The organism is Providencia sp. PROV268 (assembly GCF_028477805.1).
Lineage (GTDB): Bacteria > Pseudomonadota > Gammaproteobacteria > Enterobacterales > Enterobacteriaceae > Providencia > Providencia stuartii.
Genome location: NZ_JAMPLW010000018.1, coordinates 24,010 through 49,642 on the forward strand (window position 1 = coordinate 24,010; position 25,633 = coordinate 49,642).

Genomic DNA, 25,633 nt, shown 5'->3' on the forward strand with positions numbered 1-25,633 from the left:
TATGAGTTTAGCTTCTGTCAGCGAACATTTGCTGGCCGCCAATGGTCTTGACCATCAAAAACTGTACGACACACTAGGCTTGTTATCTGAGCGTAAAATTGATTATGCGGATCTCTATTTTCAATCAAGCTACCACGAAGCGTGGGTATTAGAAGATCGCATCATCAAGGACGGCTCTTATAACATTGACCAAGGCGTCGGTGTTAGAGCGATAAGTGGCGAAAAAACGGGATTTGCCTATGCCGATCAGGTTTCGTTGATGGCGTTACAGCAAAGCGCGACTGCGGCACGTAGCATCGTCAGCGAGCAAGGTAACGGTAAATCACAAATTTTGACTGAAGTGGGCTACAAGAAGCTATACTCAGAAACGGATCCACTGCAAAGCTTGTCACGAGAGGACAAAATTGCGTTATTGCACCGTATTGATCAGGTTGCAAGAGCAGAAGATCCGCGAGTGATCGAAGTCAATGCAAGCCTAACGGGTGTTTATGAGCAAGTATTAGTAGCAGCAACGGACGGTACGTTAGCGGCCGATATTCGCCCATTAGTTCGTTTATCTGTCAGTGTGCTGGTGGAGCATGAAGGTAAGCGTGAGCGCGGTGCTAGCGGTGGCGGCGGGCGCTATGGCTACGAATATTTTCTTGAAATTCATCAAGGACAAGTGCTTGCAGAGCAGTATGCGAAAGAAGCGGTACGTATGGCACTGGTTAATCTGTCAGCGATTGCAGCGCCAGCTGGTATGATGCCTGTTGTATTGGGGGCAGGCTGGCCGGGCGTATTGCTTCACGAAGCGGTAGGACATGGCTTAGAAGGTGATTTTAACCGTCGCGGCACGTCTGTTTTCTCAGGGCAAATTGGTGAGCTGGTCGCATCTCCTCTTTGTACTGTCGTTGATGATGGCACAATTGCAGGCCGTCGAGGCTCTTTAGCCATCGATGATGAAGGTGTACCGGGTCAGTATAATGTCTTGATTGAAAATGGTATTTTGAAAAATTACATGCAGGATAAATTGAATGCACGTTTAATGGGGGTCGCACCAACCGGAAATGCGCGTCGTGAATCTTATGCGCACCTACCAATGCCTCGTATGACCAATACCTATATGTTGCCGGGTACGTCAACGCCTGAAGAGATTATCTCTAGCGTGGATAAAGGCATCTACGCACCTAATTTTGGTGGTGGTCAGGTTGATATTACTTCCGGTAAGTTTGTTTTTTCAACTTCTGAAGCTTATCTAATTGAAAATGGCAAAATTACCTCTCCGGTTAAAGGCGCAACGCTCATTGGTTCTGGCGTTGAAGCAATGCAGCAAATCTCCATGGTAGGTAACGATCTTGCGCTCGACAAGGGAGTGGGTGTGTGCGGAAAAGAAGGGCAAAGTGTGCCTGTTGGTGTTGGGCAACCGACACTGAAATTGGATAAAATGACTGTTGGCGGCACCGCATAAATTGGAATTAAGCAATGAATAAACGGATTATTTCAATGCTGTTGATGGCGGTCTTGATCGCGCTTAGCTTATATTTTAATGCGGGTGAACAACAAGACAAAAAACAGGCCGAAAGGCCTGTTTCAGTGCCAGCGCAAACAACAGAACAACAGGCGCATCCCCAGAAAATTGATGAACTAACCAAACAGGCAAATGTGGTGAGCTATATGCAAAAACATCAGCAATTGCCGAGTTTTTACATCACGAAAAAAGCGGCTCGTCAGGCTGGTTGGGAGCCGAAACAGGGGAACCTGTGTGATGTACTACCTGGGAAAGCGATTGGGGGAGATAGGTTCTCTAATCGAGAGAAGCGGTTACCCATCGCTCCGAATCGTCAATGGTATGAGGCTGATATCAATTACAACTGTGGGCACCGCGGTGCAGACCGTTTGCTATACTCCTCCGATGGCATGATTTATGTCACCACAGATCACTATAAAAGCTTCCAGCAGGTAAACTAAGAGATAGCAGCGATGAACCAAAAAATAGTTTTTGACTTTCGGCAGATCAAAACAGTTGAAGACTTTTATTTGCAATTTTCACAACGGTTCTCGCTGCCAAATTGGTTTGGTCACAATCTTGATGCCCTTTGGGATATGGTCTCTGCGGGGCTAGAGCTGCCTATTACCATTGTTTTTAGCCACATGACATCAACTCAGCGGATAGAATTCTCGGATATTATTGATGTAATGAATGATGCACAAGATATGTGGGAAGATGAGTTTATTTTCGCCCTAGATATAACGAAAAATTCTAAATAACCATTAAATGATGCGTGGTATAGTATATGCCAACTGATTAAGGTTATGGAGAAATAAAAATGGCAAATGACGTTTCTCAAAATGAGTCATTGAAAGGTAAGAAGTTTGTCATTGTGCATGGTTATACCGCTTCACCAGAAAAAAACTGGTTTCCATGGTTAAAGGCTGAGTTAGCGTCGTTAGGCGCGTTAGTGTATGTACCTGAAATGCCTGAACCGCTATCACCCGAGCCATTAAAGTGGCAACAACATCTCAAAAACTTAGCAATTGAGATTGATGAAAATACCCTATTTATTGGGCATAGCCTAGGGTGTGTGACCGTATTGCGCTTTTTAGAGCAGCAGGTTGCAAAAGGCAATAAAGTCGGTGGCTATATTTTAGTAGCGGGTTTTGATCAGGAGCAAAGCACACTACCTGAATTAAAGCCTCACACGTTGAGCCGATTAGATTACCCATATTTAATTGATATAGCAGATAAAAGGATTTCAATTATCTCTACCAATGATTGGGTCGTTTCACCACAATCATCACAAACACTCGCCAAGGCATTACAAACCGAAGTGATTATTGAGGAAGAAGCTGGGCATTTCCTTGATAGAGAAGGGTATACAGAATTCCCAACATTACTTCACTCAATAAAAACTCAATTTAACTGAATATAAAATAAGGCTGATTGAAGTCAACCAGCCTGATTTTATTAATCTTCAAGTGGCTCGCCCCGTAAGAGGGCTGCAAATCTTGCCTTGGCTTCGTTATCCGGCTCAATGGCATGACATTGAGTCAGCAATGGCTCTAAGTCTTGAGGCCAATCTTCTCTTTTCCAATTCGCTAATGCCCTAAGAGCCATATTACGGTTACGCACTACAGGGCTTTGCAACCCACAGAGGATCATAGATAAACCGACACCAGGAAAACGCGGTAATTCTTGTAAAATAAAATCAAGTTTTCCATGTTGTACATAGCCAGCACCAAGACCAAGGCTATCACTCGGCCCTGTCGATATTGCTTCTAATGGGAGCTGCTGCTCTGCTAAGGCTATCACTTGTTTGACTTGGTCTATATCGTTCGTTTTCATTAACTCAAACCACAAATCATTCTCAGGGTGATTTAACTGTTTTTCGTATAGATAAGGGAAGATATCTTGACCACGGGCTCTGGCTATACTGGTGCTATTACGGAATAAGATATCATCATCACTATTTAAACCTTGAGCGATTAATTTATCCCATATAGGGTTATCCAATATAGTTTGTGCTAATGAAGTGATGGCTGTGCTATTTTCAAATTTCTCGCTATTTTCTTGAAAATAATCATTAATGCCGAGTACAGTAAAATAATAGTCTAATAAATAATCTTGTTCTAAAATGCGGCTCAAGTAATTGAAGCAACAACGAAAAGCATCATCATAGTCATTGATATCACGTGCCGGTCCACCGCCTAGCAACGCTTGAATAATATCGGATGAGGCTACTAATAATTGGCTATCATTTTGTGTTTCTAATGCATCTGCCAAGTGGCAATAGGTTGCACAGTGCCAAGCGGTATATTCAACCATAACACTATTTTGATAGCCTGTAGTCAGTATCCATTGCTTGGTTTCCTCACTTATTTCATCGGGTAGATGTTCAATAAGATGTACGCGCCCCCAGCCTTCAACACGTTTTGCTAACTTTAGCCACATTGCATCATAGTCAGATGTGGATGTGAGCATCGCATGGATTGGGATAATAGTGTAAAGCGTGAATTCATCATGGCAAGCAAGACAATAAAGTGTCTTAAGGCGTTCATCACTTGGAAAAAACACAGTAAAGGAAATGGCCAATTTAACCACATTAGTATCGGGGCTATTGTGGAGTAACCAGTCGGTAAAGGCTTCCAATTTTGGCGCATGGATCTCTTGTTTATCGACGATTAAATGGATTAGATCGTCGATATAAGATAACGGGCTTTGTTCGGCGACTTGCTGATAGAAATGATAAACCGATTCTTTGTCGTTTTTCTCCAGCGCTCTTTTTAGTGAAGTGTAAATTTCGCTAGCAGTGATTTCAGAAGCCCCCATTCCGTGGTGGCTGAATACACCATCTTCAGCGCCATTAGCCCAACGAATTGTATTTTCATCGACTTCAGTTGTATCTGGGAGCTCAGACAGTGATTCAGGGAGTGGGGATAATTCGTTTATCCAAGGCAATAAATGCTGATAGATTGGCGTGATATTCGTATTCCAAACGACAGGATAATTTTCTTGTCCTTTTTTAAAAAGAGAGGCTAACCATTTTTTCATTTTTGATAACATCCTATTGTGTTTGAATTATGGGTTTTTATATTGAATAAGCCAATAAAATGTTTTTTTAATCATAAAATAGATAACACGGTAGGTTCGATGTTGGCTCAATCAATTTTGTGATAAAACCTTCTTTATGGGTAATTAAAAAAGGTTTCACTTATCGTCATTTCTTACGGGATAAACTCGCTGAGATAACTTGGAACAATATCTTTAAGTATCTCAATTAATTGCGGGTCCATGTATTGATACTCATCAGGAATATCGAGTACATAAAGTGATTTGTGTTCGAGTAGGCGAGTAAAATTGGCTTTTAGCCGATCTTTATGTTTTTGTTCCATGACAAAAATAACATCAGCCCAACGGAGCAAATCTGCGGTAATTCGGCGTCTTGCATTGCTACTGGTGCCAGCAGAGCGTACCGACCAGCTTGGATGGTGGCGCCAAATTTGCTCTGCGGTTGGGCTACGCCATTGGTTACGACTACAAATAAATAAAATATTCATTTACTGTTATGTATTTCCTCCAAACCTTTCAGAGCAAGCTGTCTGTTACTGATTTGGGGGTATGCCATACCTAGCTGTGTCGCGCGAATAATTTTTTCCTACGCCCATACATCTGTTTCCAATTTTTCTCAGCGGGAAAGCGATCTCGTTTTTTTCGCGGCGAGTGGATTCTATTTTTGGCTCTACGCCATGCTCGATTTCTTGAATTATCCATATCTTCCACATAAGGTTATCGGGGATAGCAGCCGCGATAATACGGGTAAGAATATGATTAACGTCAGTATCATACGGAGACATTGTATGACTATCAAGCAAATGCAAGATAGTTAACGTTTTTTAGGATTATTACGTTATTTATATCCTAATAATGATTATTCTACTGTTATTGGGTTTAATCATTTTACATTTATCGCAAAGTTAATGATAATTGAATATTTATGACTAAAGCTAGATTTATTATAATAAAATAATGCTAAATAAGGTAAGGGAAATGAATTTTTTTGAAAGAATAAACATCAGTTTTTCCGATTGTGTTAAAAAATACCATCTCGAGTTTCTACCTAGTTATCTTGAGGATTATTATAACGGTCGACTTTTACGGGTCAAAGAAAGTGTCACATTGGACTCTTTAGAAATTGATGATATAGACGAGATGGGAGGGACTATTATTCTTTTTGAAAAAGACCTTATTATCGAAAATGCGTTAACTCAAAGTAATGTAGATTATGGTCCAACTGTTATTGTAAAAGGGAATGTATCAGCTAAGAACATAGCATTTGGGGGAGCTTGTATTATCATCAAGGGGGATGTGACCGTTGAGCAAACCATGATAGGAATTTATAATCATGGAGTGATAAATATAACAGGTAAAGTCACAGCGGAATATATTATTTCGGATGACCACTGTTTTTCAATCTATGATAAGGGGAGTAAAGGTATCTTTTTAGGTTTCCAAGATTTAAGGTATCATGCAAAAGACGTATTATCTGGAAAGTATTATGATGACGCCGAAGAAAATATCAAAATAGATAAAATAATTGAGGCGATAAAAAAAGGTAATTCGATTAAGAAAAATGGTAATATAGTAAGTCAAGTTCAGAAGGCAATAGATAAGTTTAAAGCATCAAAAAATGCTAAACTTAATTTGTCTAACCTAAATCTTACAGAAATGCCCGAAGAAATATTTCAGCTTGAAAATATTAAAGAGCTAGATTTATCAAATAATCCGCTAAAAGAATTATCGTTGAAGGGCATGCAGACTGACCATTTAAAATCCATTAATTTAGCGTGCTGCTCGTTGACTGAATTTCCAATAGATATATTAAATATCAATCAGATAGAATCCATTGATTTAAGTTTTAACACTATTTCAAGTTTACCCGAAGAACTACCTGTACTCAATCAATTGAAAAAACTATTGTTAAGCCATTGTAATTTTACCGAGTTCCCTTGTATTTTATATCAGGTAGTCAATTTAGAATATTTAGATCTTGGTTTTCAAGATGAAGAAACCTTATTTCTTATCGATAAAGCACTTCAAAGTTTAAAGGTGTTACTGCTATCGGGTAATGCAAATATCAATATTACTGCACCACAACCCAAATTATATGAACTGAATATCAGCCATTGTCTAATGGATACTTTTCCAATTGCATTAACCAAGTCAACACATCTTACACACTTGGATATGAGTTATAATCATAAAATGAGATGGCTACCTGATGAGTTTTCTGAGTTAAAAAAATTAAAAAAACTCTCTTTTTCAATTCTCTATATGGAAGAAAGTCATATCAATATTTTACAAAAACTTCCTAAGCTACAATATATCGCTAATTTTCTAAAGAGTGATAATCCGTTCTATGGTAATCAGGTGGTTCAAGCACTATTAGCCGTCAAAAATTGGAATACATTGGTTATTGATAGTGTCTTAGAAGATCAAACAATTATTGATGCAATCGTACTCAGAGAGAACCTTAAAAAATTCATTATGGGTGAATATGAAGTTGATATAAAAGAAGCAAGGCAATGTTTAGGGGTTAGTTTTTAATCTATTTTTGACATCATCCCCTATAGCATATTGTGAGTGGTATAGGGGATGGTGATTTAAGCGCTTTCGGACAGCTCTTTTAAATATTGAAAAACTTGGCGGAAGGCTTTTGGTGGCTTATTGCCTTCACGCTCTTTTTTAGCGTTACGTACCAATGCTCTAAGTTGTTGTCTATCTGTATGGGGAAACAGAGCAACGACTTCTTCGATAACATCATCACCATTTTCAATAAGGCGTGTACGCAGGTCTTCAAGCTTATGCAGAATGACAACTTGCTGATTATGGCGATTTTTCAGTTTATCTAAAGCCTCTGTGATGGGGTCAACGTCTCGAGAGCGTAGCAACTTACCAATATATTGTAGTTGGCGACGACGACCTTCACGCTTGATTTTTTGTGCCAGTTCAATGGCATCTAGTAACTGAGCATCAAGTGGAATGCGCTCAAGTTCATTTTTGCTTAATTCAACAAGTTCGGCCCCCAGTTTTTTGAGAACTTCAGCATCGCGTTTAATTTCGCTTTTACTGACCCAAATGATCTCATCATCGTCTTCATCTTGCGGCGCTGGGACATCATCCAGCCAGTCTTCAGGCTGTTTGGCCATATATCGATTTCCTTTTTACAGAACGCAGCGTGTAATTGCATGACCTGCCGCGTTGTGGATGTTAACATTCATATATTATGTATTGTAACTGGGAAAAAGCCCTGATGACACCCGACATTTGTGAGTTGGTGTAAAAAAAGCCGGGTTTCCCCCATTTTATGTGGATTGAATCGATGAATTTAACTGAACAAGTCAGCGAACAACGTAAAAATTTAGAAGAGGCGGTTGCACGGGCGCTTCATTTTGCAAAAAGTCGTTGTGATGCCGCTGAAGTTGCTGTGAACAAAAGCACTGGAATTAGTGTCAGTACCCGTCAAGGAGAAGTCGAAAATGTTGAATTCAATAGTGATGGCGCACTTGGGATCACCGTTTATCACAACCAACGTAAAGGGAGCGCCTCTTCAACAGATTTAAGCCCCGAAGCGATTGAGCGTACAGTGCAAGCTGCGGTAGACATTGCCCGTTACACATCGGAAGACCCATGTGCAGGCCCTGCTGAGAAGTCACTATTAGCCTTTGATGCCCCTGATTTACAACTATTCCAAGCCAGTAATATCACTCCTGAAGAAGCAATTAAATTGGCGTCACAAGCGGAAATGTCGGCACTTAAGGTTGACCCGCGTATTGTGAATACGGAAGGGGGAAGCTTTAATGGTCATTATGGCGTGCGGGTTTTTGGTAACTCTCACGGTATGCTACAAAGCTATTGCTCAAGCCGTTATTCGATGTCGAGTTGTGTGATCGCAGAGCAAAATGGTGAAATGGAACGTGATTATGCTTATACCATCGGGCGCAGCTTAAGTGCTTTGAAATCGCCTGAATGGGTGGGGCAAGAGTGCGCTCGTCGTACATTGGCACGCCTCTCACCGAGAAAGCTGCCAACGATGAAGGCACCTGTTATTTTTGCTGCTGAAGTGGCGACAGGGTTGTTTGGTCATCTTGTTGGGGCAATTAGTGGAAGTAGTATTTACCGCAAATCTTCTTTTCTACTCGATAGCTTAGGTAAGCAAATTTTACCTGATTGGTTAACCATCACTGAACAGCCGCATTTAATCGGTGGATTAGCGTCATCGCCATTCGACAGTGAAGGGGTTCGCACCACTGAGCGCAATATTATTGAAAATGGTGTGTTGCAAACGTGGCTAATGACCTCTTATTCAGCCAGAAAGTTAGGCTTGCAAAGTACAGGGCATGCTGGAGGGATCCATAACTGGCGTATTGCTGGTCAGGGGCTGTCATTCGAAGCATTGCTAAAACAAATGGGAACAGGACTGGTTGTTACTGAACTGATGGGGCAAGGGGTCAGTGGGATCACCGGAGATTATTCACGTGGTGCTTCCGGTTTTTGGGTGGAGAATGGTGAAATCCAATATCCTGTCAGCGAGATCACAATAGCGGGTAATTTAAAAGATATGTGGGCAAATATCGTCACGATTGCTGATGATATTGAAACTCGCAGTAATATTCAGTGTGGCTCTGTATTGTTACCTGAAATGAGTATTGCGGGAGAGTAATTTGCTCAAATGAATAAGGCACTCCTTTTGAAGTGCCTTATCAATAAACAGAATAGATTTATTTTTTGCCTGATAAAGTGGCTTCAAGCGCTTTGCCTGCAAAGCCTATCGTGGGAAACCCATTTTTTATTCTGTTAACGTCAGCCTGCTTATTTAATACATTGATGTTATTGCTAAGTTAGGCGATTTTATACCATTAACGATGGTATTCACCCGCGGCTTCTGGCTGATAAATAATTTCGAGTACTCTTACGCGTGTTTCAACACCATTAGGCAATGCCCAACTGATCTCATCATTAACATGCAGACCAAGCAAAGCCGCACCGATTGGCGCCATAACAGAGAGCTGCTCAGCACTATCTTTTAAAGAGGCTGGGTAAACTAAAGTGCGTGTGCGTTCTTCATTGCTAATCAAATCAAGAAAACGCACCGTACTGTTCATTGTGACGACGTCAGCAGGAATTTCCTGTGGTGACAGGATGTCTGCACGATCAAGTTCATCATTCAGTGCGTCAGCAACTGGGGTACCCGCATAAGCTGCTTGTTCCAACAGTGCATCTAGGCGTTCTGCATCTAAATCATTGATAATAATTGTTGGCTTTGTCATACCACACTCCAATAGAGACGTACAAAGCAAACACCCCCCACCCAATAAGGTAGGGGGTGTCGCTGTGATAAAATTGTATAAAATATTAGGCTCTTCAAGCTCCAAAAGGAAGAGATCATGATCACGATCTTTGAGCCAATACTTGTAAAATTATTGATATTTAGTTCATAAATAAATGGTGGATTATACTAGCTTTCATCAAATCCACTTTCGAACAGGTTAATAATCGCGGATAAAGCCTGATCCTCATCAGGGCCGCTAACCTCAATATCAATGGTACTTCCTTGCTCTGAGTCTAACATCAACATCGCAATAACGCTATCGGCCTCAGCCTCAATCTGATTATTATTGCGTAAAATAACCTTAGAGTTAAATTTTTTAACTAATTCATAAAGTAACATTGCCGGCCTAGCATGCATACCAAGCCGGTTTTTTAATGTGATTGTCGCTTTTAAGGTCATTACTTGCGTTTTTCTAGGGTTCTGTGGCGAGATTGTACATTCTTACCACGAGAACGGAAGTAATCAGCTAATTGCTCAGCGACATAGACCGAACGGTGTTTCCCTCCGGTACAGCCGATTGCCACCGTGAGGTAACTACGGTTATTGGTCTCAAGCATAGGCAGCCATAATTCAAGGTAGCTACGTGTTTGATAAATAAAGTTGTGTACCTCTGTGTGCCTATCGAGGAATGCGGCAACAGGGCGATCGAGGCCTGTCATTGGGCGCAATTTCGGATCCCAATGTGGGTTCGGTAAAAAGCGCACATCGAAAACATAGTCTGCATCGATAGGAATACCATGTTTGAAACCAAAAGATTCGAATACCATGGTTAGCTCTCGTTCACGTTTACCCATCAAACGCGTTCTGAGCATCTCGGCTAATTCATGGACTGACATTTCTGAGGTATCAATCACTAAATCAGCGCGTGACCGTAAAGGCTCTAAAAGCTCATTTTCTTCATCGATAGCACTTTCAAGTGACAAGTTTTTGCTCGAAAGTGGATGTAATCTACGAGTATCACTATAGCGGCGAATTAATGTGTTGCGATCGGCATCCAGAAATAGCAATTGCGGCGAAAAGCTAGAAGGTAATCTACCTAAAGCCTCTTCAAAGATTTCTGGGTTGTCAGGCATATTACGCACATCAATGCTCACAGCAGCTGAAATATTACGATCTGCGAGTGAATTGGCCAGTTCTGGAAGCAGCACAACCGGCAGGTTATCCACACAATAGAAACCCATATCTTCCAGCGCACGTAAGGCAACGGATTTTCCCGAACCGGAACGGCCGCTGACAATCATCAGCACCATGAGCTAACTCCCTTTTGTTTCTTTTCGGTGATCATAGGACCCCGATAGTTGAATAGATCGTTTGCTTACTTATCAGAACATCACAGTCTATGTCAGTACAGCTATATAGAAAATATCAAAATTTCATAGACATGTAACCCTGTGATGACGAAGTTATTTAATTATAGGCTACTCAGTAATAATACTATATAACTCTGCATCGCTTTGTGCCGATCTCAGACGCTTACAAAGAGATTTGTCGGCTAATTTTTTCGCGATTAATGATAAAGTGTGTAGATGCGTTTTACACTGATCTGCGGGCACTAATAGCGCAAAAAGCAGATCAACAGGTTGGTTATCAATGGCATCGAAGGCGATTGGCTCTTCCAGATGCAAAAAAACACCAACAGCTTGTGTATGTTCACCTTCTGCTAGCTTGCCGTGAGGGATGGCGATTCCTCCGCCAATACCTGTTGTTCCTACTTTTTCTCTGGTGAGTAAAGCTTCAAATACCGTGTTTTCCGGTAATCCCAACTCTGCGGCAGCCAGTTCACTAATAATCTCAAGTGCTCTTTTTTTACTAGTACAAGTAAGGTTATTGCGTGTACAAGCTGAAGATAATACGGCGCTTAATTGGATTTCTATATCACTGTTCATTTTATTGTTCACTTAGGACTACAAAACCAGATGGTGTATGCCACCATCTGGTTTAAGCCATTTATTAGTTATACACCACAGTATGATTTGGGATTGTTGTTAACAAACTGAGAACGCATACTGTTGTTCGCATTGTTTCATACGTTGAAAACCAACCGTTTGGCTTTCGACGCTTATTTTTACAATCCCTAATGACCGCCACTAAACATTGAAGGTCTGGTGAAGGCCTGAAATCAACCTGTGATTTCACCATAAATGTATTAGTGTTGTCTCAGTTTTTCTTTATGTTTAGTTAATTGGCGTGACAGTTTGTCTACCAGTTGGTCAATTGCAGCGTACATATCACTTTCTTCCGCTGACGCATGGAGTTCAGCACCATTAACCTGCACAGTTGCTTCAGCAATTTGCTGAACTTTTTCAACTTTCAGAATGACTTGAATACCGTTAATGCGATCAAACAATTGTTCCAATTTTCTGATCTTTTTCTCAACAGTTTCACGTAATGCAGGGGTGACTTCAATATTGTGTCCAGTAATCTGAAATTCCATACAACCTTCCTTATTTTATCAATTAAACCAACTGTTTGCGTTGGTTTGAGGGCGGAATAGATAACGATTCACGGTACTTAGCGACAGTTCGACGTGCAACCTGAATGCCCTGTTCGGCTAGCATGCTTGTCAATTTACTGTCACTTAATGGTTTTGCTGGGTTTTCAGCAGCAACCAGTTTTTTCACTAACGCACGTATTGCCGTTGAAGAGGCTTCACCTCCTGTATCGGTACTGACGTGGCTAGAGAAAAAATACTTCAACTCGAAAATTCCTCGCGGGCTATGGAGAAACTTTTGAGTTGTCACTCTCGAAATCGTTGATTCGTGCATATCCACTTGATAAGCAATATCTGCCAATATCATGGGTTTCATGTACTCTTCACCGAACTCAAAGAATTCTTGTTGTTGCTCTACAATACAAGTCGCCACTTTTAACAAAGTTTCATTACGGCTTTCTAAGCTTTTTATCAGCCATTTGGCATCTTGTAAGTGACTACGAATATATTGTGAATCACTTTCGTTCACTGAATCTTTTATCAAAGAAGCATAGTGATTATTGATACCTAATTTAGGGATGCTATCTGTATTTAATTCAACTTGCCAGTGCCCGTTGATTTTTTTCACCAAAACATCGGGAATAACATATTCCGACTCTCCGGTATTGATAGATTGGCCCGGTTTAGGGTTCAACGTCAATATCAGGTCAATAGCGGTTTTTAAAGCATCCTCTTTTAGACGGGTGAGTTTACTGAGCTGGCGAAAATCACGATTAGCCAGTAAATCAATATGTTGACTAATAATCAACCGAGCCTCATCTAGCCCGTCAGTACCTTTTGGGTAAAGGGATAGCTGGATCAATAAGCACTCTTTTAGATCTTGTGCTGCCACACCAAGCGGATCAAAATGCTGAATGCGTTTTAAAACAGCGACCACTTCTTCAAGTGTGATATCTGGGTTATTGATACCTTCGTGGATCTCTTTTATTGGCGTTGTCAGATAGCCAGAATCATCAATTGAGTCAATAATCGCGGTAGCAATCGCTCTGTCTGTGTCTGTAAAAGGCGTTAATTCAGATTGCCATAACAAATAGTCTTGCAGCGTTTGTGTGGTTTCCCCTTGATAGACGGGTAACTCATCAAAGCTATAGTCATTATTTGTACCCGATGGCGTACCCGCAGTATAAATTTCATCCCAATTCGCATCCAAAGGAAGCTCATCTGGCATATCACTTTTTTCAAGGGCATCTTTAGTATCGATTTCACTGCTGTCAGTATGAATATCGAGACTATCAAGGGAGTCTAAGTCAGAGGTGTTTTCTTCTTGTTCCAGAAGCGGGTTAGTTTCTAGGGCGAGTTGGATCTCTTGTTGTAGCTCAAGCGTAGAAAGTTGCAACAGACGGATAGCCTGTTGCAATTGAGGAGTCATTGCAAGTTGTTGACTGATTCTGAGCTGCAAACTTTGCTTCATGAATGTGCTTTTATCTCCACCTCAATTGAATGCTTAACCAATGACTTACAACCGGAAACCTTCCCCTAAATATACCCGTTTTACTTGTTCGTTTTCTAGGATCATTTCAGGTGTGCCATGAGCAATTAAGTGCCCTTGACTGACAATATAGGCTCTTTCACAAACATCGAGCGTTTCACGTACGTTATGGTCAGTGATGAGTACTCCTAAGCCATAATCACGTAAATGTTGGATAATTTTTTTAATATCTAATACCGAAATCGGGTCAACACCTGCAAACGGTTCATCTAATAGAATAAATTTCGGGTTTGCTGCTAATGCACGAGCAATCTCTACGCGGCGACGTTCCCCACCAGACAACGATTGGCCAATGCTATCACGCAAATGGGTAATGCTAAATTCTTCCATTAACTCTTCTGCACGCTCTTTGCGTTGCTCAGTGTTGAGGTCATGGCGTATTTCTAGCACTGCCATTAGATTATCATAAACACTCAAGCGACGGAAAATCGACGCCTCTTGAGGAAGATAGCCAATACCACGGCGCGCACGTTCATGAAGCGGAAGGAGACTAATATCTTCACCATCAATGGTAATTTTGCCTGCATCCCGCTGGACGATGCCGACGACCATATAAAAGGTGGTCGTTTTTCCCGCACCATTAGGGCCTAAAAGACCAACAATTTCGCCAGATTTCACCTCAAGGCTAACATCTTCAACGACCTTGCGTTTTTTATAGGCTTTTGCCAGATTCTCTGCGGTTAATGTCGCCATAACGATTATTTACTCTTTCCGTTGTTTGCCGCTGGGCCTTTTTCTTGTAGCTGTGATGGCAATAATACTGTCGTGACACGTTTCCCTTTATCACTAAACGCTTCCATTTGCTGCGTTGGCACGATATAGGTGATCTTATCACCTTTAATATTACTGTCTAACTGCTCAAGATAAGCATTGCCAGTTAATGTGAGGAGCTCTTTATCCACCTCATAGCGTGCTTTTGACGCTCGGCCTTTAATTGGCTTACCATCATCTTGTAATTGATAGAAGGTCACTGGGTTACCAAACGCTTCTATCGTAATTTTATCTGAATTACTGCTAGGGCGCGTCACAACCACCTTATTTGCTCGGATATCAATAGAGCCTTGCTTAATAACGACATCATCAGTAAATGTGGTGACATTTTTTTCTAAATCAAGGGATTGCTTGACTGAATTAATCGTCATTGGCTGTTGCGTGTCAGTTTTTAATGCAGAAGCTGGTACGCTAAGAGCAAAAATTGCGCTGGCAACGGCTCCTTGAATAAAACGCTTTTTATTTACTTGATTCATTTTTTTGCTCTTCTTTTTGTAGCACGTAATGTGTTTTTACATCTTCAATTAACTCTGCGGTTCTTGAGCGCAGGTTACCGCGCATTTTTAGACCGGTAGAATTAAGGCCTTGCCCGATAATAGTGACTTTGTCATCTGATGAAACATCTTGTGTTATCAGGTTAACGACGGCACTTTGGGTTGAAATCCGTTGGATTTGGGAATCCGGGCTTAAACTATCGGCCTGTACATCGTTATACAGATAGAGCACTCTATCATTTGTTAACTTGGCTTTTAGCGCCCGTACAGTCCAAGTGGGTACACCGACTTCGTTGTATGTTGTTAAAACAGGGTTAGCAAACCAAGTGATTTTTTCAGCCGTATAATTATCAATTTTATCTGATACTAATTTATAGGCCAAATCACCCGCTGGATTATAGACAAATGTCACTGAATCATCGGTTTGATAATTAGGTTGGCTGTTATCAAGGACACTGTTTGTGGGCGTGTCTGTGTCAAGACCGGCAAGGTTCCAGCCGATCAGACCAAGTGCTATCAATGATAACAGGATAATTAACCACTTTTTAGCGTTACTCATGGGTGTCTTTATTCTTTAAATCGATAAGCCTTTAGCTTCTTCCAGTTTATTTTGCGCTAGAAGGATGAGGTCGCAAAGTTCACGTACCGCCCCTTTACCCCCACCAAGACGTGTGACGTAATCTGCCTTTGGTAGTAATAATGGATGTGCATCAGCAACCGCTGCCGATAGCCCAACTTTTGCCATAACAGGCCAATCAATAAGGTCATCCCCAATATAGGCCGCTTCTTCTTCTGTTATCTTCAGTGTATCTAACAGTTCATGATACGCCAAAAGCTTATCGCTTTGACCTTGGTAAAGATATGTAATCCCTAATGTCTTCGCGCGATCTTCAAGCAATTTGGCTTTTCGACCGGTGATAATCGCCACTTCGATACCAGAGGTGAGTAAGCAGCGAATACCGTATCCATCACGGACATTGAAGGCTTTGAGTTCTTCGCCGTTATTACCCATATAAATCAGTCCGTCAGACATAACGCCATCGACATCACAGATTAATAATTTAACTTTAGCGGCTTTCTGCAATACTGTCTCGGCGACTGGGCCATAACAGGTATCCTGATAGTGCGGATCCATAATCATTCCTTTTTATACCACGCCTGCTTGTAAGAGGTCGTGCATATGCAAGACACCCACTAATTTATTACCTTCAGCAACCATTAACGAAGTAATATGTTTAGACTGCATTAGGTTGAGTGCTTCTACTGCTAGCATATTCTGTGACACTCTAATTCCACCACGGGTCATTACATCGGCGATTTTGGCATTATTAAGATCGATGCCCATGTCGAAAATACGACGCAAATCACCGTCGGTAAAAATACCAGCAATATTCATTTCGTCATCACAAATAACCGTCATACCCAATTTTTTGCGAGTAATCTCAATTAAAGCTTCACGTAACGTTGCTGTTTGAGGAATATGCGGAATATCATCGCCAACGTTCATTAAATCACGAACTAGTAGTAAAAGTTTGCGCCCTAGTGCGCCACCTGGGTGGGAAAGGGCGAAATCTTCTGGCGTAAAGCCTCTTGCCGTCAGTAGCGCAATAGCTAAAGCATCCCCCATTACCAGCGTTGCTGTTGTACTGGTGGTTGGTGCAAGTCCCAGTGGGCAAGCTTCTTTTGGTACTTTGATGCATAGATGGATATCTGCATATTTGCCCATACTGCTATTGGGATTATTGGTCATACAGATCAGCGGAACTTTAATTCGCTTTAAAACAGGCAGCAGCGCAAGGATCTCACTTGACTCTCCTGAATTAGAAATCGCCAATACAATATCTTTATTGGTGATCATCCCTAAGTCACCATGGCTGGCTTCTCCGGGGTGAACAAAGAAAGAAGGGGTACCTGTGCTGGCTAATGTTGCTGCAATTTTTCGCCCAATATGTCCCGATTTCCCCATGCCCATCACAACAACCTTCCCTTGGCAGGCAAAAATGCGCTGGCAAGCGTGAGTAAAGTCATCGTTGATATATTGTTCTAAGTTTTTTAGGCCTTCACTTTCGATATGGAGAACTTCTTTGCCTACTTGCTGAAAATCGATGTTTGACATTTTCTGTTCCATGCGTAGCTTTTCAGTTAATCGGATTAGCGAGCGCGAATTGTATAACGAATACTTACTATCAGTAAGTGCTTTGTCAAATTAGTCGAATATTCATTGTACTTTAATGAATACTAACGGTGTTGTGATTAACAAAAACTTAAGTCAAAGAGCGCTTTGCATTTATTAGCATCATAAACCAAATAAAAGATGATAAACTTTAGTATTCTCAAACGATAACAAATTTTTAAAGTCTAAGAGCTATCTGCTTTAATTGCGTAAAAATCTGGTTAATTATAAGTCGTTGAACTGTTTTATGTTCCCTTTAGTTATATAAATACACATTTTGAACATCAACAGACATATTTCGAACGTTATAATACTATAAATACAATCAGATGCGATATTAGACGATTTTCGGTTTATCTTTCTGTAAGATCGTGCTCTTGGTGCGTCTAAAAGACAAAATTCATGGTGTAATGAGCTATCAAACAAATGCAAGCACAGACAGACAACTTAATTGAAGTACGTAACATGTCTTTTACCCGTGGTAGTCGGAAAATATTCGAGGATATTAACCTAACCGTACCACGCGGTAAGATAACGGCAATTATGGGGCCTTCAGGGATTGGTAAAACCACCTTATTACGTCTCATTGGTGGTCAGTTACGCCCAGAACAAGGTGAAATTTGGTTTGATGGTGATAATATTCCAGCGTTATCACGTTCAAAATTGTACCAGTCGCGTAAAAAGATGAGCATGCTTTTCCAGTCTGGTGCGCTGTTTACGGATATGAATGTGTTCAATAACGTCGCATTTCCGCTGCGTGAACATACCAACTTACCTGAGTCATTGATCCACACAACGGTGATGATGAAACTAGAGGCGGTTGGTTTGCGTGGTGCTGCGAAATTGATGCCTTCAGAGTTATCAGGCGGGATGGCAAGACGAGCTGCATTAGCTCGAGCGATTGCACTTGATCCTGAACTGATCATGTTTGATGAGCCTTTCGTTGGGCAAGACCCCATTACGATGGGAGTTTTGGTCAAATTGATTGATGAGCTTAATCAGGCGTTAGGCGTGACTTGTGTTGTGGTTTCTCATGATGTTCCTGAAGTACTGAGCATTGCGGATAAAGCCTATATTGTGGCTCAGCAGCATGTGATTGCGAAAGGAACGGGGGATGAACTACGTAACAACCAAGACCCGCGTGTTAGGCAGTTTTTAGATGGTATTGCTGACGGGCCTGTACCGTTCCGTTTCCCCGCCAATGATTATCTGGCTGATTTATTAGGGTAAAATAAGATGATAGTAGAGGCAATTGCTGCCCTCGGACGTCGGTGGATTGAAATTTTTTCGGCCTTTGGGCGAGCGGGTTATATGCTATTTCGCTCATTAATTGGGAAACCTGAGTTTTCCAAGCAGTGGCCATTATTAATTAAGCAGTTATATGCTGTTGGTGTGCAATCACTCTTGATTGTCGCTGTCTCAGGGCTATTTATTGGTATGGTGCTTGGGTTACAGGGCTATTTAGTTCTGACAACGTTTAGCGCAGAAGCCAGCCTTGGTATGATGGTGGCACTATCTTTGTTGCGTGAACTTGGTCCGGTTGTGACAGCCCTTTTGTTTGCAGGGCGGGCAGGCTCTGCATTGACGGCTGAAATTGGCTTAATGAAAGCAACAGAACAAATTTCTAGCCTTGAAATGATGGCGGTGGATCCTCTTCGTCGAGTGATAGCACCGCGTTTTTGGGCTGGTTTTATTAGCATGCCATTGCTATCACTGATATTTGTTGCAGTAGGTATCCTAGGTGGTGCATTGGTTGGCGTTGATTGGAAAGGGATTGATGAAGGGTTCTTTTGGGCCTCAATGCAATCCTCCGTTGATTGGCGGATGGACATTGTAAATTGCTTTATCAAGAGCTTAGTGTTTGCCATAACGGTGACTTGGATTGCGTTGTTCAACGGCTATGACGCTATCCCAACATCGGAAGGGATTAGCCAAGCGACAACACGAACCGTGGTCCATGCATCGTTAGCGGTTCTTGGTCTAGATTTTGTACTTACAGCACTGATGTTTGGGAACTAAGTCATGCAAAGTAAAAAAAGTGAAGTATGGGTAGGTTGTTTTATATTGCTAGCGATTGCGGCAATTATTTTTCTGTGCCTAAAAGTGGCGGATATAAAATCGCTCGGTAGCCAATCGACTTATCAGATTTCGGCCTCTTTTGAAAATATTGGTGGCTTAAAAGAAGGTTCCCCAGTGAAAGTGGGGGGCGTTGTGATTGGGCGCGTTGCTAGCATTACGCTTAACAAAGAGACCTATGTGCCTGATGTTAAAATTGACCTACTAAGTGAATATAATAATATTCCTGATACCAGCTCATTATCTATTCGTACTTCCGGCTTACTCGGTGAGCAATATATTGCGATGAATATCGGGCCCTATGGTGAAGGTCTCGATGCAGAATTATTGAAAGATGGTGGACGTATTGAAGATACCAAACCTGCGATGGTTTTAGAGGATTTGATAGGTCAATTCTTGTATAAGAGCGGCGATAGCCAAGGCGCTGAATCTCAACCTGCTCCTGCTGCTAATTGATTCGATATTAAGACGAATTTAGAAGGAATAACTTATGTTTAAGCGCTTAATGATGATAGCAATGTTAGCGATTGCACCATTTGCAATGGCGATAGATCAAACCAACCCGTATAAGCTGATGGATGAAGCGGCTGAAAAAACCTTTACCCGTTTAAAGAATGAGCAGCCGCAAATTCGTAAAGACCCTAACTACCTGAGAACTATTGTTCGTGAAGAATTATTGCCATATGTACAAATTAAATATGCAGGGGCTTTAGTCTTAGGCACTTACTACAAGAACGCGACGCCTGCGCAGCGTGACGCTTACTTTACTGCTTTCGAAGCGTATCTTGAGCAAGTTTATGGTCAAGCACTCGCGATGTACCATGGTCAAACTTATCAGATAGCACCAGAGCAACCTATTGGGAATAAAAACATTGTTGCTATTCGAGTCACCATCATAGATCCAAATGGCCGTCCACCAGTACGCCTTGATTTCCAATGGCGCAAAAACAGTAAAACAGGTAACTGGCAGGCCTATGATATGATTGCAGAGGGCGTCAGTATGATCACGACTAAACAAAACGAATGGGGTGATATCCTGCGTAAACAAGGCATTGATGGCTTAACAAAACAGTTAGAAATCAGTGCGAAAGCACCTATTACGCTGGAAGAGAAATAGTCAAATGAGTCATGATCTTACGTGGGAAAAGTCATCATCGGCATTGTTACTGTCCGGCACATTAGGCCGAGACTCTTTGCTGGTGTTCTGGGAAAAGCGAAAATCATTACTTGCTGAGGTTGAGCAAATCGATGTTTCGGGCTTGGAACACGTTGATTCAACAGGGCTAGCAATGCTAGTGCGCCTAAAAGGCGAATTGGCAACAGAAAAACGCTCACTGAAGATAGTCGGTATGAGTGATAATCTCACAACCTTGATGGAGCTTTATGGTGTTAAGTCATTATTGCTAAGTTAAGGTCAGTTTGTGTAAAGAAAGGCGCCTCTGCGTGTTTTTGTGCACCAGAGGCGTTTTCTTTGGTTTAAGAATTGTGACGGATCCTTTAGGATAGACGTCTATTTATACCCGTAACCAATGATTATAAAATTGAGTCATATATGGAACCCAACGAAATAAAACAAGTATTGATGGATAAGCTATCTCTGGATGAGGTAATTGTTAATGGTGATGGCAGCCACTTTCAGGTTATTGCCGTCGGTGCCATGTTTGAAAATATGAGCAGAGTCAAACAGCAACAAGCTGTTTATGCCCCTTTAATGGAGTATATCGCGGATAACCGTATTCATGCGCTTTCAATAAAAGCATATACCCCAGCAGAGTGGGCTCGCGACCGCAAGCTAAACGGTTTTTGATAAAAAATCCGCGAACAGTATTTAAAATCTATACTCCAAATATTTCACGTTGCCTGTCGTCGCTCAATAAAAGGAAGTTCTAGCAAGCCACTGGACTAAGGAAGTCGATTACATCCGCAACTTGAAGTATGGCGAGTGTGAATACGAGAGTAACCGAATGGATAAATTTTTAGTTAAAGGGCCTACCCGCTTAGAAGGTGAGGTAACAATTTCTGGTGCGAAAAATGCCGCATTACCAATTCTGTTCGCTGCGCTGTTGGCTGAAGAGCCGGTAGAGATCCAAAATGTACCTAAGCTTAGGGATATCGATACAACGATTAAGTTGCTGAATCAACTCGGAACGAAAGTTGAACGTAATGGTTCCATTTATGTTGATGCCAGAAATGTCACTGAATACTGTGCACCTTATGATCTGGTCAAAACCATGCGTGCTTCCATTTGGGCTCTCGCACCGCTAGTCGCTCGTTTTGGTCACGGGGAAGTTTCTTTACCGGGAGGCTGCGCGATTGGCGCTCGTCCTGTTGACCTACATATCTCAGGCTTAGAGCAGCTCGGCGCGCACATTATCCTAGAAGACGGCTATGTGAAAGCGACGGTTGATGGGCGTTTAAAAGGCGCTTGTATTGTCATGGATAAAGTGAGTGTTGGCGCTACGGTGACTATTATGACCGCGGCAACATTAGCTGAGGGCACGACAACTATTGAGAATGCCGCTCGCGAGCCAGAAATTGAAGATACGGCTAATTTCTTAAATACATTAGGTGCCAAAATTACCGGTGCTGGTACTGACCGCATTGTTATTGAAGGGGTTGAGCGCCTAGGTGGTGGTACCTATCGTGTACTGCCTGATCGTATTGAAACAGGTACTTTCCTTATTGCAGCAGCAGTTTCAAAAGGGAAAGTGGTTTGCCGTAACGCTCGTCCAGATACACTAGATGCCGTTTTGGCGAAGCTGCGCGAAGCAGGTGCTAAAATTGAGGTAGGCGAAGATTGGATCAGTCTTGATATGCAAGGCAAACGCCCTAAAGCGGTTACTTTGCGTACTGCACCGCATCCTGGCTTCCCAACAGATATGCAGGCTCAATTTAGCCTATTGAATTTAGTGGCTGAGGGTGCAGGGATGATCACAGAAACAATTTTTGAAAATCGTTTCATGCATATTCCTGAATTAATTCGTATGGGCGCGCATGCTGAAATCGAAAGTAATACTGTGTTATGCCATGGTGTGGAAAAGCTAACTGGAGCACAAGTCATGGCGACAGATTTGCGTGCATCAGCAAGCTTAGTCATTGCAGGTTGTATCGCGGAAGGTACTACAACGGTTGATCGTATCTATCATATCGACCGCGGATATGAGCATATTGAAGATAAGCTGCGTGGTTTAGGCGCGAATATCGAACGGATCAAATCTGACGATTAATTCGTGGATGAGAGCGATAAGATAAACATAAAAAGTTGTTCAAATTGAACAACTTTTTTTTGTATTGCTGTGGGGGAGACTCTCAGAAAATAGCCTAGCCCGCTTGCCCTTCAGGTATCTCTTCGATGATCACATCGACATCTTTTACTTCACCATCACGTAAGATTTTTACTGGTACTTTGCTACCGGGGCGGATCTCTGCCACTAAGTCCATCGTTTCAGCGGCTGATATTGCAGGCTTATTATCGACGGATAAAATAATATCCCCTTGGAGAATGCCGGATTTAGCCGCTGGGCCATTGGGAGCAACTTGGAAAACGCGCAAACCTTTAATCTGATCGATATTGTTGTTGTTGGTTCTAATTTGCGGTAATTCACGTGCGGTGATCCCAATATAACCTCGGATCACTCGTCCATCACGGATCAGTTTTTCCATAATTTTTGTAGCCAGTGCTGTTGGGATAGCAAAACTTAGGCCTTCTGAACTAACCCCTTGGCCTGCACTGAACGAAAGCGTGTTAATACCGACAAGCTCTCCTTCGCTATTAATCAAAGCTCCCCCTGAATTACCTGAATTAATCGATGCATCGGTTTGTAAAAAATTTTGCCTCCGAGTGGAGCTTAACCCTACACGACCTGTTGCACTGATAATCCCTTGGGTGACGGTTTGACCAATATTATATGGGTTGCCGATAGCGAGCACGACATCGCCTACATGGGTGACGCGGAATTTATTAATTGGGATAACGGGAAGATTTTCTGCATCAATTTTTAGTACAGCTAAATCAGTCAGAGCATCTGAGCCAACTAATAGCGCATCAAAAATAGAGCCATCCTGTAAGGCGACTAAGATTTGATCAGGGTTATCAACCACATGCTTATTGGTGATGATATAGCCATTTGAACTCATGATCACACCCGAGCCAAGTGATTTCAATTCGCGGCCTGATTGAGAAAAACTGCCTTTTGAGCTGCTATAAACATAAACAACGGCTGGAGCGGCTTTACGCACAGCCTTATTATAACTGACAGGTTCGCTATCTATTTTACCATAAAGCAAATCTGCTAAGCCTTGAGGACGTAGGGAAGGAACCGCAACGATAATAATCATAGCGATTAATAGGCCTAGCATTGCTGCCCAGATAAGCTTTTTCACCATAAGATATCGAATTATTCAGGTTGTTGATGTTAATAAAGGGAACTTGAGCATAACATAAAAAAACAGGCACAGCAGTTTGTCCTGTACCTGTTTTGATCTTTTACAACAATTTTGTGTAACGCTCTAAATATTTCGAGTTAAAGGAAGCCATATGTAACCGACAGTCACTCGAAGTACAAAGGGCTAATTAGTTTTTCATCAACAGATATAAGGTTTCACCACCACGCAGAACCTTCATAGCAAGTACTGGTGGTTTAGCATCAATGACTTTACGGAACTGTTCGATGGTTTCGACACGAACATCGTTTACACCGTAAATGAGGTCACCTTTCACTAAACCGACAGCCGCTGCTGGTGATTTAGGTGTTACGTTATCGATCTGTACACCTTTGGTGTTATTAACTGTTGCGTTAGATAATGTTGCACCAAGTAATGATTCACTCAGTTTTTCCGCTTTAGTGGCTTCGCCTTCATTGTTTTCTAAAACCACTTTAACATCCATTGGTTTTCCTGAACGGATCAAACCAATCGTGATCTCTTTACCAATCTGGCTAGTACCAATTTTGGCTCTCAGCTCAGCAAAGCTGTTGATACGTTTACCATCAACAGACACGAGGACGTCGCCTGATTTAATGCCTGCTTTAGCGGCAGAAGATTTAGGCAGAACTTCACTGACGAATGCGCCGCGTTGAGCATCGATATTAAAGGCTTTAGCAATATCTGAATTCATTTCGGTGCCTTTAATACCCAAAATACCGCGTCTTACTTCACCGTGCTTAATTAACTGCTCACTGAGGTTTTTCGCCATATTACTTGGGATAGCGAAGCCGATACCGATGTTACCACCGCCCGGAGCTAAGATTGCGGTATTGATTCCAATCAATTCACCGTTTAAGTTAACCAGAGCACCACCGGAGTTACCGCGGTTGATAGAAGCATCGGTTTGGATAAAGTTTTCTAACCCTTCAAGGTTTAAACCACTACGACCCAGTGCCGAAATGATACCTGAAGTCGCTGTTTGCCCTAAACCAAATGGGTTACCAACGGCAACGGCAAAGTCACCAACACGGAGTTTATCTGAATCTGCCATGCTAACGGCGGTAAGGTTTTTGATATCTTTCGCATTGGTGATTTTCAGTAACGCAATATCGGTTTGCGCGTCTTTACCAATGAGTTTGACATCAATTTCACGCCCATCATTCAGTTGGATTTGGATCTTATCCGCGCCATCAATCACGTGATTATTCGTTAAAATGTAGCCTTGTTGTGCGTCAATAATAACGCCAGAGCCTAAGCCCTCAAATGGCCTAACACTTTGTTGTTGTGAAGGGATATTTGGGCCAAAGAAGAATTTTAATTCTTCTGGGATCTGCTGATTTTGAACGCGCGTACCAGAAACATGGATATTCACCACCGCTGGCAGTACTTTTTCAAGCATAGGTGCCAAGCTTGGCATATTTTGGCTTTGTGCCGTTGCTGGTAATGTCGCAGGCAAAGCAGCACTGCTAATTGAAGGTAAAATTGAAAGGGATAACCCTAGGCTCATTGCGACTGCAGTGAGAAAGAAATTTTTTCTTTTCATCATTCCGTAGATTCTCTCAAGAATAAAATTTATCAGGCTGTAGCCTTGCTACACCAATCAGGATATTTTTCTCATATCAGATTTGATTTTACTGATAACTATGACCATGGATTATGCGCAAAAGTTCATACAACGGGTAGCGGTTATCCATTATTTTACATCTATTTACATGTATTGTAGATGAGGACTTAATTTCTATACAGTTTTGAAATAAAAAGAAATATTTAATATGAAACGATATATTGTGAAATAGAGTTAACTGATTAATTTACAGCAGCAAACTCGTTGGTTTAGTGTAAATAGAA

At 41.7% G+C, this 25,633-nt stretch carries 29 protein-coding genes; 13 read left to right on the forward strand and 16 right to left on the reverse strand.

Translation table 11 applies throughout. The features are described 5' to 3' along the window. The first annotated feature begins 1 nt into the window (after position 1). The 4 genes from tldD to PR699_RS13670 are packed head-to-tail and all read left to right on the forward strand — an operon-like array spanning position 2 to position 2,903. Positions 2-1,447, forward strand: a complete 1,446-nt coding sequence (tldD, locus tag PR699_RS13655) for a metalloprotease TldD (RefSeq protein WP_014657565.1) — start codon at positions 2-4, stop codon at positions 1,445-1,447. Positions 1,448-1,461: 14 nt separating this feature from the next. Next, complete coding sequence (locus PR699_RS13660) at positions 1,462-1,947, forward strand: ribonuclease domain-containing protein (RefSeq protein ID WP_041705188.1); 486 nt, start codon at positions 1,462-1,464, stop codon at positions 1,945-1,947. 12 nt (positions 1,948-1,959) lie between these two features. Further along, the gene (locus PR699_RS13665; protein WP_004925519.1) at positions 1,960-2,247 is read left to right on the forward strand and encodes a barstar family protein; all 288 of its coding nucleotides are present in this window, start codon (positions 1,960-1,962) and stop codon (positions 2,245-2,247) included. Between the two features lie 59 nt (positions 2,248-2,306). Continuing rightward, positions 2,307-2,903 carry an alpha/beta hydrolase gene (locus tag PR699_RS13670; protein WP_014657567.1) on the forward strand — a complete coding sequence of 199 codons (597 nt, stop codon included), beginning with the start codon at positions 2,307-2,309 and terminating at the stop codon, positions 2,901-2,903. A 41-nt stretch (positions 2,904-2,944) separates the two neighbouring features. Here the strand turns inward: PR699_RS13670 and PR699_RS13675 are convergent, their stop codons facing one another. After that, the gene (locus PR699_RS13675) at positions 2,945-4,528 is read right to left on the reverse strand and encodes a hypothetical protein (RefSeq protein WP_014657568.1); all 1,584 of its coding nucleotides are present in this window, start codon (positions 4,526-4,528) and stop codon (positions 2,945-2,947) included. Between the two features lie 173 nt (positions 4,529-4,701). Continuing rightward, a complete protein-coding gene (locus PR699_RS13680) occupies positions 4,702-5,034 on the reverse strand; it encodes a low molecular weight protein tyrosine phosphatase family protein (protein WP_004925512.1) in 333 nt (110 codons plus the stop codon). Positions 5,035-5,524: 490 nt separating this feature from the next. On the opposite strand from PR699_RS13680, the gene PR699_RS13685 reads away from it, so the two are divergent. Next, positions 5,525-7,081 (forward strand): leucine-rich repeat domain-containing protein, encoded by a 1,557-nt coding sequence (locus PR699_RS13685; RefSeq protein ID WP_272572916.1) that lies wholly within the window; start codon positions 5,525-5,527, stop codon positions 7,079-7,081. A gap of 56 nt (positions 7,082-7,137) precedes the next feature. Here the strand turns inward: PR699_RS13685 and yjgA are convergent, their stop codons facing one another. Next, on the reverse strand, positions 7,138-7,683 hold the full coding sequence (gene yjgA / locus PR699_RS13690) for a ribosome biogenesis factor YjgA (protein WP_004925504.1): 546 nt from the start codon (positions 7,681-7,683) through the stop codon (positions 7,138-7,140). Between the two features lie 158 nt (positions 7,684-7,841). Between yjgA and pmbA the strand changes: the two genes are divergently transcribed. After that, on the forward strand, positions 7,842-9,197 hold the full coding sequence (gene pmbA / locus PR699_RS13695; RefSeq protein ID WP_004925502.1) for a metalloprotease PmbA: 1,356 nt from the start codon (positions 7,842-7,844) through the stop codon (positions 9,195-9,197). 196 nt (positions 9,198-9,393) lie between these two features. Here pmbA and rnk read toward each other — a convergent pair whose 3' ends face one another. The 11 genes from rnk to kdsD all read right to left on the reverse strand — a co-directional run bounded on the left by rnk (position 9,394) and on the right by kdsD (position 17,227). Then, entirely contained in the window at positions 9,394-9,804 is a 411-nt protein-coding gene (gene rnk / locus PR699_RS13700) for a nucleoside diphosphate kinase regulator (protein WP_004925498.1), read from the reverse strand. 188 nt (positions 9,805-9,992) lie between these two features. Next, positions 9,993-10,265, reverse strand: a complete 273-nt coding sequence (npr, locus tag PR699_RS13705; RefSeq protein WP_004925495.1) for a PTS phosphocarrier protein NPr — start codon at positions 10,263-10,265, stop codon at positions 9,993-9,995. Further along, positions 10,265-11,116 carry an RNase adapter RapZ gene (gene rapZ, locus PR699_RS13710; RefSeq protein WP_004925493.1) on the reverse strand — a complete coding sequence of 284 codons (852 nt, stop codon included), beginning with the start codon at positions 11,114-11,116 and terminating at the stop codon, positions 10,265-10,267. Before rapZ ends, npr begins: the two co-directional genes overlap by 1 nt. Positions 11,117-11,284: 168 nt before the next feature. Continuing rightward, entirely contained in the window at positions 11,285-11,752 is a 468-nt protein-coding gene (gene ptsN / locus PR699_RS13715; protein WP_004925489.1) for a PTS IIA-like nitrogen regulatory protein PtsN, read from the reverse strand. A gap of 260 nt (positions 11,753-12,012) precedes the next feature. Continuing rightward, on the reverse strand, positions 12,013-12,300 hold the full coding sequence (gene hpf, locus PR699_RS13720) for a ribosome hibernation promoting factor (RefSeq protein ID WP_004925485.1): 288 nt from the start codon (positions 12,298-12,300) through the stop codon (positions 12,013-12,015). A gap of 22 nt (positions 12,301-12,322) precedes the next feature. Next, positions 12,323-13,768 carry an RNA polymerase factor sigma-54 gene (gene rpoN / locus PR699_RS13725; RefSeq protein WP_014657573.1) on the reverse strand — a complete coding sequence of 482 codons (1,446 nt, stop codon included), beginning with the start codon at positions 13,766-13,768 and terminating at the stop codon, positions 12,323-12,325. 45 nt (positions 13,769-13,813) lie between these two features. Next, a complete protein-coding gene (gene lptB, locus PR699_RS13730; RefSeq protein WP_004925481.1) occupies positions 13,814-14,539 on the reverse strand; it encodes an LPS export ABC transporter ATP-binding protein in 726 nt (241 codons plus the stop codon). A gap of 5 nt (positions 14,540-14,544) precedes the next feature. Then, a complete protein-coding gene (lptA, locus tag PR699_RS13735; protein WP_004925478.1) occupies positions 14,545-15,093 on the reverse strand; it encodes a lipopolysaccharide ABC transporter substrate-binding protein LptA in 549 nt (182 codons plus the stop codon). Next, positions 15,077-15,670, reverse strand: coding sequence for an LPS export ABC transporter periplasmic protein LptC (lptC, locus tag PR699_RS13740; RefSeq protein WP_004925475.1), 594 nt, complete (start codon positions 15,668-15,670; stop codon positions 15,077-15,079). The genes lptA and lptC overlap by 17 nt, the downstream gene beginning before the upstream one ends. 15 nt (positions 15,671-15,685) lie before the next feature. Then, the gene (kdsC, locus tag PR699_RS13745; protein ID WP_014657574.1) at positions 15,686-16,246 is read right to left on the reverse strand and encodes a 3-deoxy-manno-octulosonate-8-phosphatase KdsC; all 561 of its coding nucleotides are present in this window, start codon (positions 16,244-16,246) and stop codon (positions 15,686-15,688) included. 12 nt (positions 16,247-16,258) lie between these two features. Further along, the gene (kdsD, locus tag PR699_RS13750) at positions 16,259-17,227 is read right to left on the reverse strand and encodes an arabinose-5-phosphate isomerase KdsD (RefSeq protein WP_014657575.1); all 969 of its coding nucleotides are present in this window, start codon (positions 17,225-17,227) and stop codon (positions 16,259-16,261) included. Positions 17,228-17,710: 483 nt separating this feature from the next. Between kdsD and mlaF the strand changes: the two genes are divergently transcribed. From mlaF to murA, 7 genes are all read left to right on the forward strand, one after another. After that, a complete protein-coding gene (gene mlaF / locus PR699_RS13755) occupies positions 17,711-18,514 on the forward strand; it encodes a phospholipid ABC transporter ATP-binding protein MlaF (RefSeq protein ID WP_004925466.1) in 804 nt (267 codons plus the stop codon). Between the two features lie 6 nt (positions 18,515-18,520). Beyond that, entirely contained in the window at positions 18,521-19,303 is a 783-nt protein-coding gene (gene mlaE, locus PR699_RS13760) for a lipid asymmetry maintenance ABC transporter permease subunit MlaE (RefSeq protein WP_004925463.1), read from the forward strand. A 3-nt stretch (positions 19,304-19,306) separates the two neighbouring features. After that, entirely contained in the window at positions 19,307-19,816 is a 510-nt protein-coding gene (gene mlaD / locus PR699_RS13765) for an outer membrane lipid asymmetry maintenance protein MlaD (RefSeq protein WP_004925461.1), read from the forward strand. A 34-nt stretch (positions 19,817-19,850) separates the two neighbouring features. Then, a complete protein-coding gene (gene mlaC / locus PR699_RS13770) occupies positions 19,851-20,477 on the forward strand; it encodes a phospholipid-binding protein MlaC (RefSeq protein ID WP_004925458.1) in 627 nt (208 codons plus the stop codon). 4 nt (positions 20,478-20,481) lie between these two features. Then, complete coding sequence (mlaB, locus tag PR699_RS13775; RefSeq protein ID WP_004925456.1) at positions 20,482-20,772, forward strand: lipid asymmetry maintenance protein MlaB; 291 nt, start codon at positions 20,482-20,484, stop codon at positions 20,770-20,772. A 140-nt stretch (positions 20,773-20,912) separates the two neighbouring features. Next, positions 20,913-21,167 (forward strand): BolA family iron metabolism protein IbaG, encoded by a 255-nt coding sequence (gene ibaG / locus PR699_RS13780; protein WP_004925453.1) that lies wholly within the window; start codon positions 20,913-20,915, stop codon positions 21,165-21,167. A 157-nt stretch (positions 21,168-21,324) separates the two neighbouring features. Next, a complete protein-coding gene (gene murA / locus PR699_RS13785; RefSeq protein WP_004925449.1) occupies positions 21,325-22,587 on the forward strand; it encodes a UDP-N-acetylglucosamine 1-carboxyvinyltransferase in 1,263 nt (420 codons plus the stop codon). Positions 22,588-22,681: 94 nt separating this feature from the next. On the opposite strand, the gene degS is transcribed toward murA, so the two are convergent. Then, positions 22,682-23,746 (reverse strand): outer membrane-stress sensor serine endopeptidase DegS, encoded by a 1,065-nt coding sequence (gene degS, locus PR699_RS13790; RefSeq protein ID WP_004925447.1) that lies wholly within the window; start codon positions 23,744-23,746, stop codon positions 22,682-22,684. A gap of 187 nt (positions 23,747-23,933) precedes the next feature. Beyond that, the gene (locus tag PR699_RS13795; RefSeq protein WP_164457004.1) at positions 23,934-25,328 is read right to left on the reverse strand and encodes a Do family serine endopeptidase; all 1,395 of its coding nucleotides are present in this window, start codon (positions 25,326-25,328) and stop codon (positions 23,934-23,936) included. Positions 25,329-25,633 lie beyond the last annotated feature (305 nt).

What these genes read in the sequence shown, in the direction of transcription:
- tldD (WP_014657565.1), top strand. Translation starts at nt 2, where the DNA reads ATGAGTTTAGCTTCTGTCAGCGAACATTTGCTGGCCGCCAATGGTCTT.
- PR699_RS13660 (WP_041705188.1), top strand. Translation starts at nt 1,462, where the DNA reads ATGAATAAACGGATTATTTCAATGCTGTTGATGGCGGTCTTGATCGCG.
- PR699_RS13665 (WP_004925519.1), top strand. Translation starts at nt 1,960, where the DNA reads ATGAACCAAAAAATAGTTTTTGACTTTCGGCAGATCAAAACAGTTGAA.
- PR699_RS13670 (WP_014657567.1), top strand. Translation starts at nt 2,307, where the DNA reads ATGGCAAATGACGTTTCTCAAAATGAGTCATTGAAAGGTAAGAAGTTT.
- PR699_RS13675 (WP_014657568.1), bottom strand. Translation starts at nt 4,528, where the DNA reads ATGAAAAAATGGTTAGCCTCTCTTTTTAAAAAAGGACAAGAAAATTAT.
- PR699_RS13680 (WP_004925512.1), bottom strand. Translation starts at nt 5,034, where the DNA reads ATGAATATTTTATTTATTTGTAGTCGTAACCAATGGCGTAGCCCAACC.
- PR699_RS13685 (WP_272572916.1), top strand. Translation starts at nt 5,525, where the DNA reads ATGAATTTTTTTGAAAGAATAAACATCAGTTTTTCCGATTGTGTTAAA.
- yjgA (WP_004925504.1), bottom strand. Translation starts at nt 7,683, where the DNA reads ATGGCCAAACAGCCTGAAGACTGGCTGGATGATGTCCCAGCGCCGCAA.
- pmbA (WP_004925502.1), top strand. Translation starts at nt 7,842, where the DNA reads ATGTGGATTGAATCGATGAATTTAACTGAACAAGTCAGCGAACAACGT.
- rnk (WP_004925498.1), bottom strand. Translation starts at nt 9,804, where the DNA reads ATGACAAAGCCAACAATTATTATCAATGATTTAGATGCAGAACGCCTA.
- npr (WP_004925495.1), bottom strand. Translation starts at nt 10,265, where the DNA reads ATGACCTTAAAAGCGACAATCACATTAAAAAACCGGCTTGGTATGCAT.
- rapZ (WP_004925493.1), bottom strand. Translation starts at nt 11,116, where the DNA reads ATGGTGCTGATGATTGTCAGCGGCCGTTCCGGTTCGGGAAAATCCGTT.
- ptsN (WP_004925489.1), bottom strand. Translation starts at nt 11,752, where the DNA reads ATGAACAGTGATATAGAAATCCAATTAAGCGCCGTATTATCTTCAGCT.
- hpf (WP_004925485.1), bottom strand. Translation starts at nt 12,300, where the DNA reads ATGGAATTTCAGATTACTGGACACAATATTGAAGTCACCCCTGCATTA.
- rpoN (WP_014657573.1), bottom strand. Translation starts at nt 13,768, where the DNA reads ATGAAGCAAAGTTTGCAGCTCAGAATCAGTCAACAACTTGCAATGACT.
- lptB (WP_004925481.1), bottom strand. Translation starts at nt 14,539, where the DNA reads ATGGCGACATTAACCGCAGAGAATCTGGCAAAAGCCTATAAAAAACGC.
- lptA (WP_004925478.1), bottom strand. Translation starts at nt 15,093, where the DNA reads ATGAATCAAGTAAATAAAAAGCGTTTTATTCAAGGAGCCGTTGCCAGC.
- lptC (WP_004925475.1), bottom strand. Translation starts at nt 15,670, where the DNA reads ATGAGTAACGCTAAAAAGTGGTTAATTATCCTGTTATCATTGATAGCA.
- kdsC (WP_014657574.1), bottom strand. Translation starts at nt 16,246, where the DNA reads ATGGATCCGCACTATCAGGATACCTGTTATGGCCCAGTCGCCGAGACA.
- kdsD (WP_014657575.1), bottom strand. Translation starts at nt 17,227, where the DNA reads ATGTCAAACATCGATTTTCAGCAAGTAGGCAAAGAAGTTCTCCATATC.
- mlaF (WP_004925466.1), top strand. Translation starts at nt 17,711, where the DNA reads ATGCAAGCACAGACAGACAACTTAATTGAAGTACGTAACATGTCTTTT.
- mlaE (WP_004925463.1), top strand. Translation starts at nt 18,521, where the DNA reads ATGATAGTAGAGGCAATTGCTGCCCTCGGACGTCGGTGGATTGAAATT.
- mlaD (WP_004925461.1), top strand. Translation starts at nt 19,307, where the DNA reads ATGCAAAGTAAAAAAAGTGAAGTATGGGTAGGTTGTTTTATATTGCTA.
- mlaC (WP_004925458.1), top strand. Translation starts at nt 19,851, where the DNA reads ATGTTTAAGCGCTTAATGATGATAGCAATGTTAGCGATTGCACCATTT.
- mlaB (WP_004925456.1), top strand. Translation starts at nt 20,482, where the DNA reads ATGAGTCATGATCTTACGTGGGAAAAGTCATCATCGGCATTGTTACTG.
- ibaG (WP_004925453.1), top strand. Translation starts at nt 20,913, where the DNA reads ATGGAACCCAACGAAATAAAACAAGTATTGATGGATAAGCTATCTCTG.
- murA (WP_004925449.1), top strand. Translation starts at nt 21,325, where the DNA reads ATGGATAAATTTTTAGTTAAAGGGCCTACCCGCTTAGAAGGTGAGGTA.
- degS (WP_004925447.1), bottom strand. Translation starts at nt 23,746, where the DNA reads ATGGTGAAAAAGCTTATCTGGGCAGCAATGCTAGGCCTATTAATCGCT.
- PR699_RS13795 (WP_164457004.1), bottom strand. Translation starts at nt 25,328, where the DNA reads ATGAAAAGAAAAAATTTCTTTCTCACTGCAGTCGCAATGAGCCTAGGG.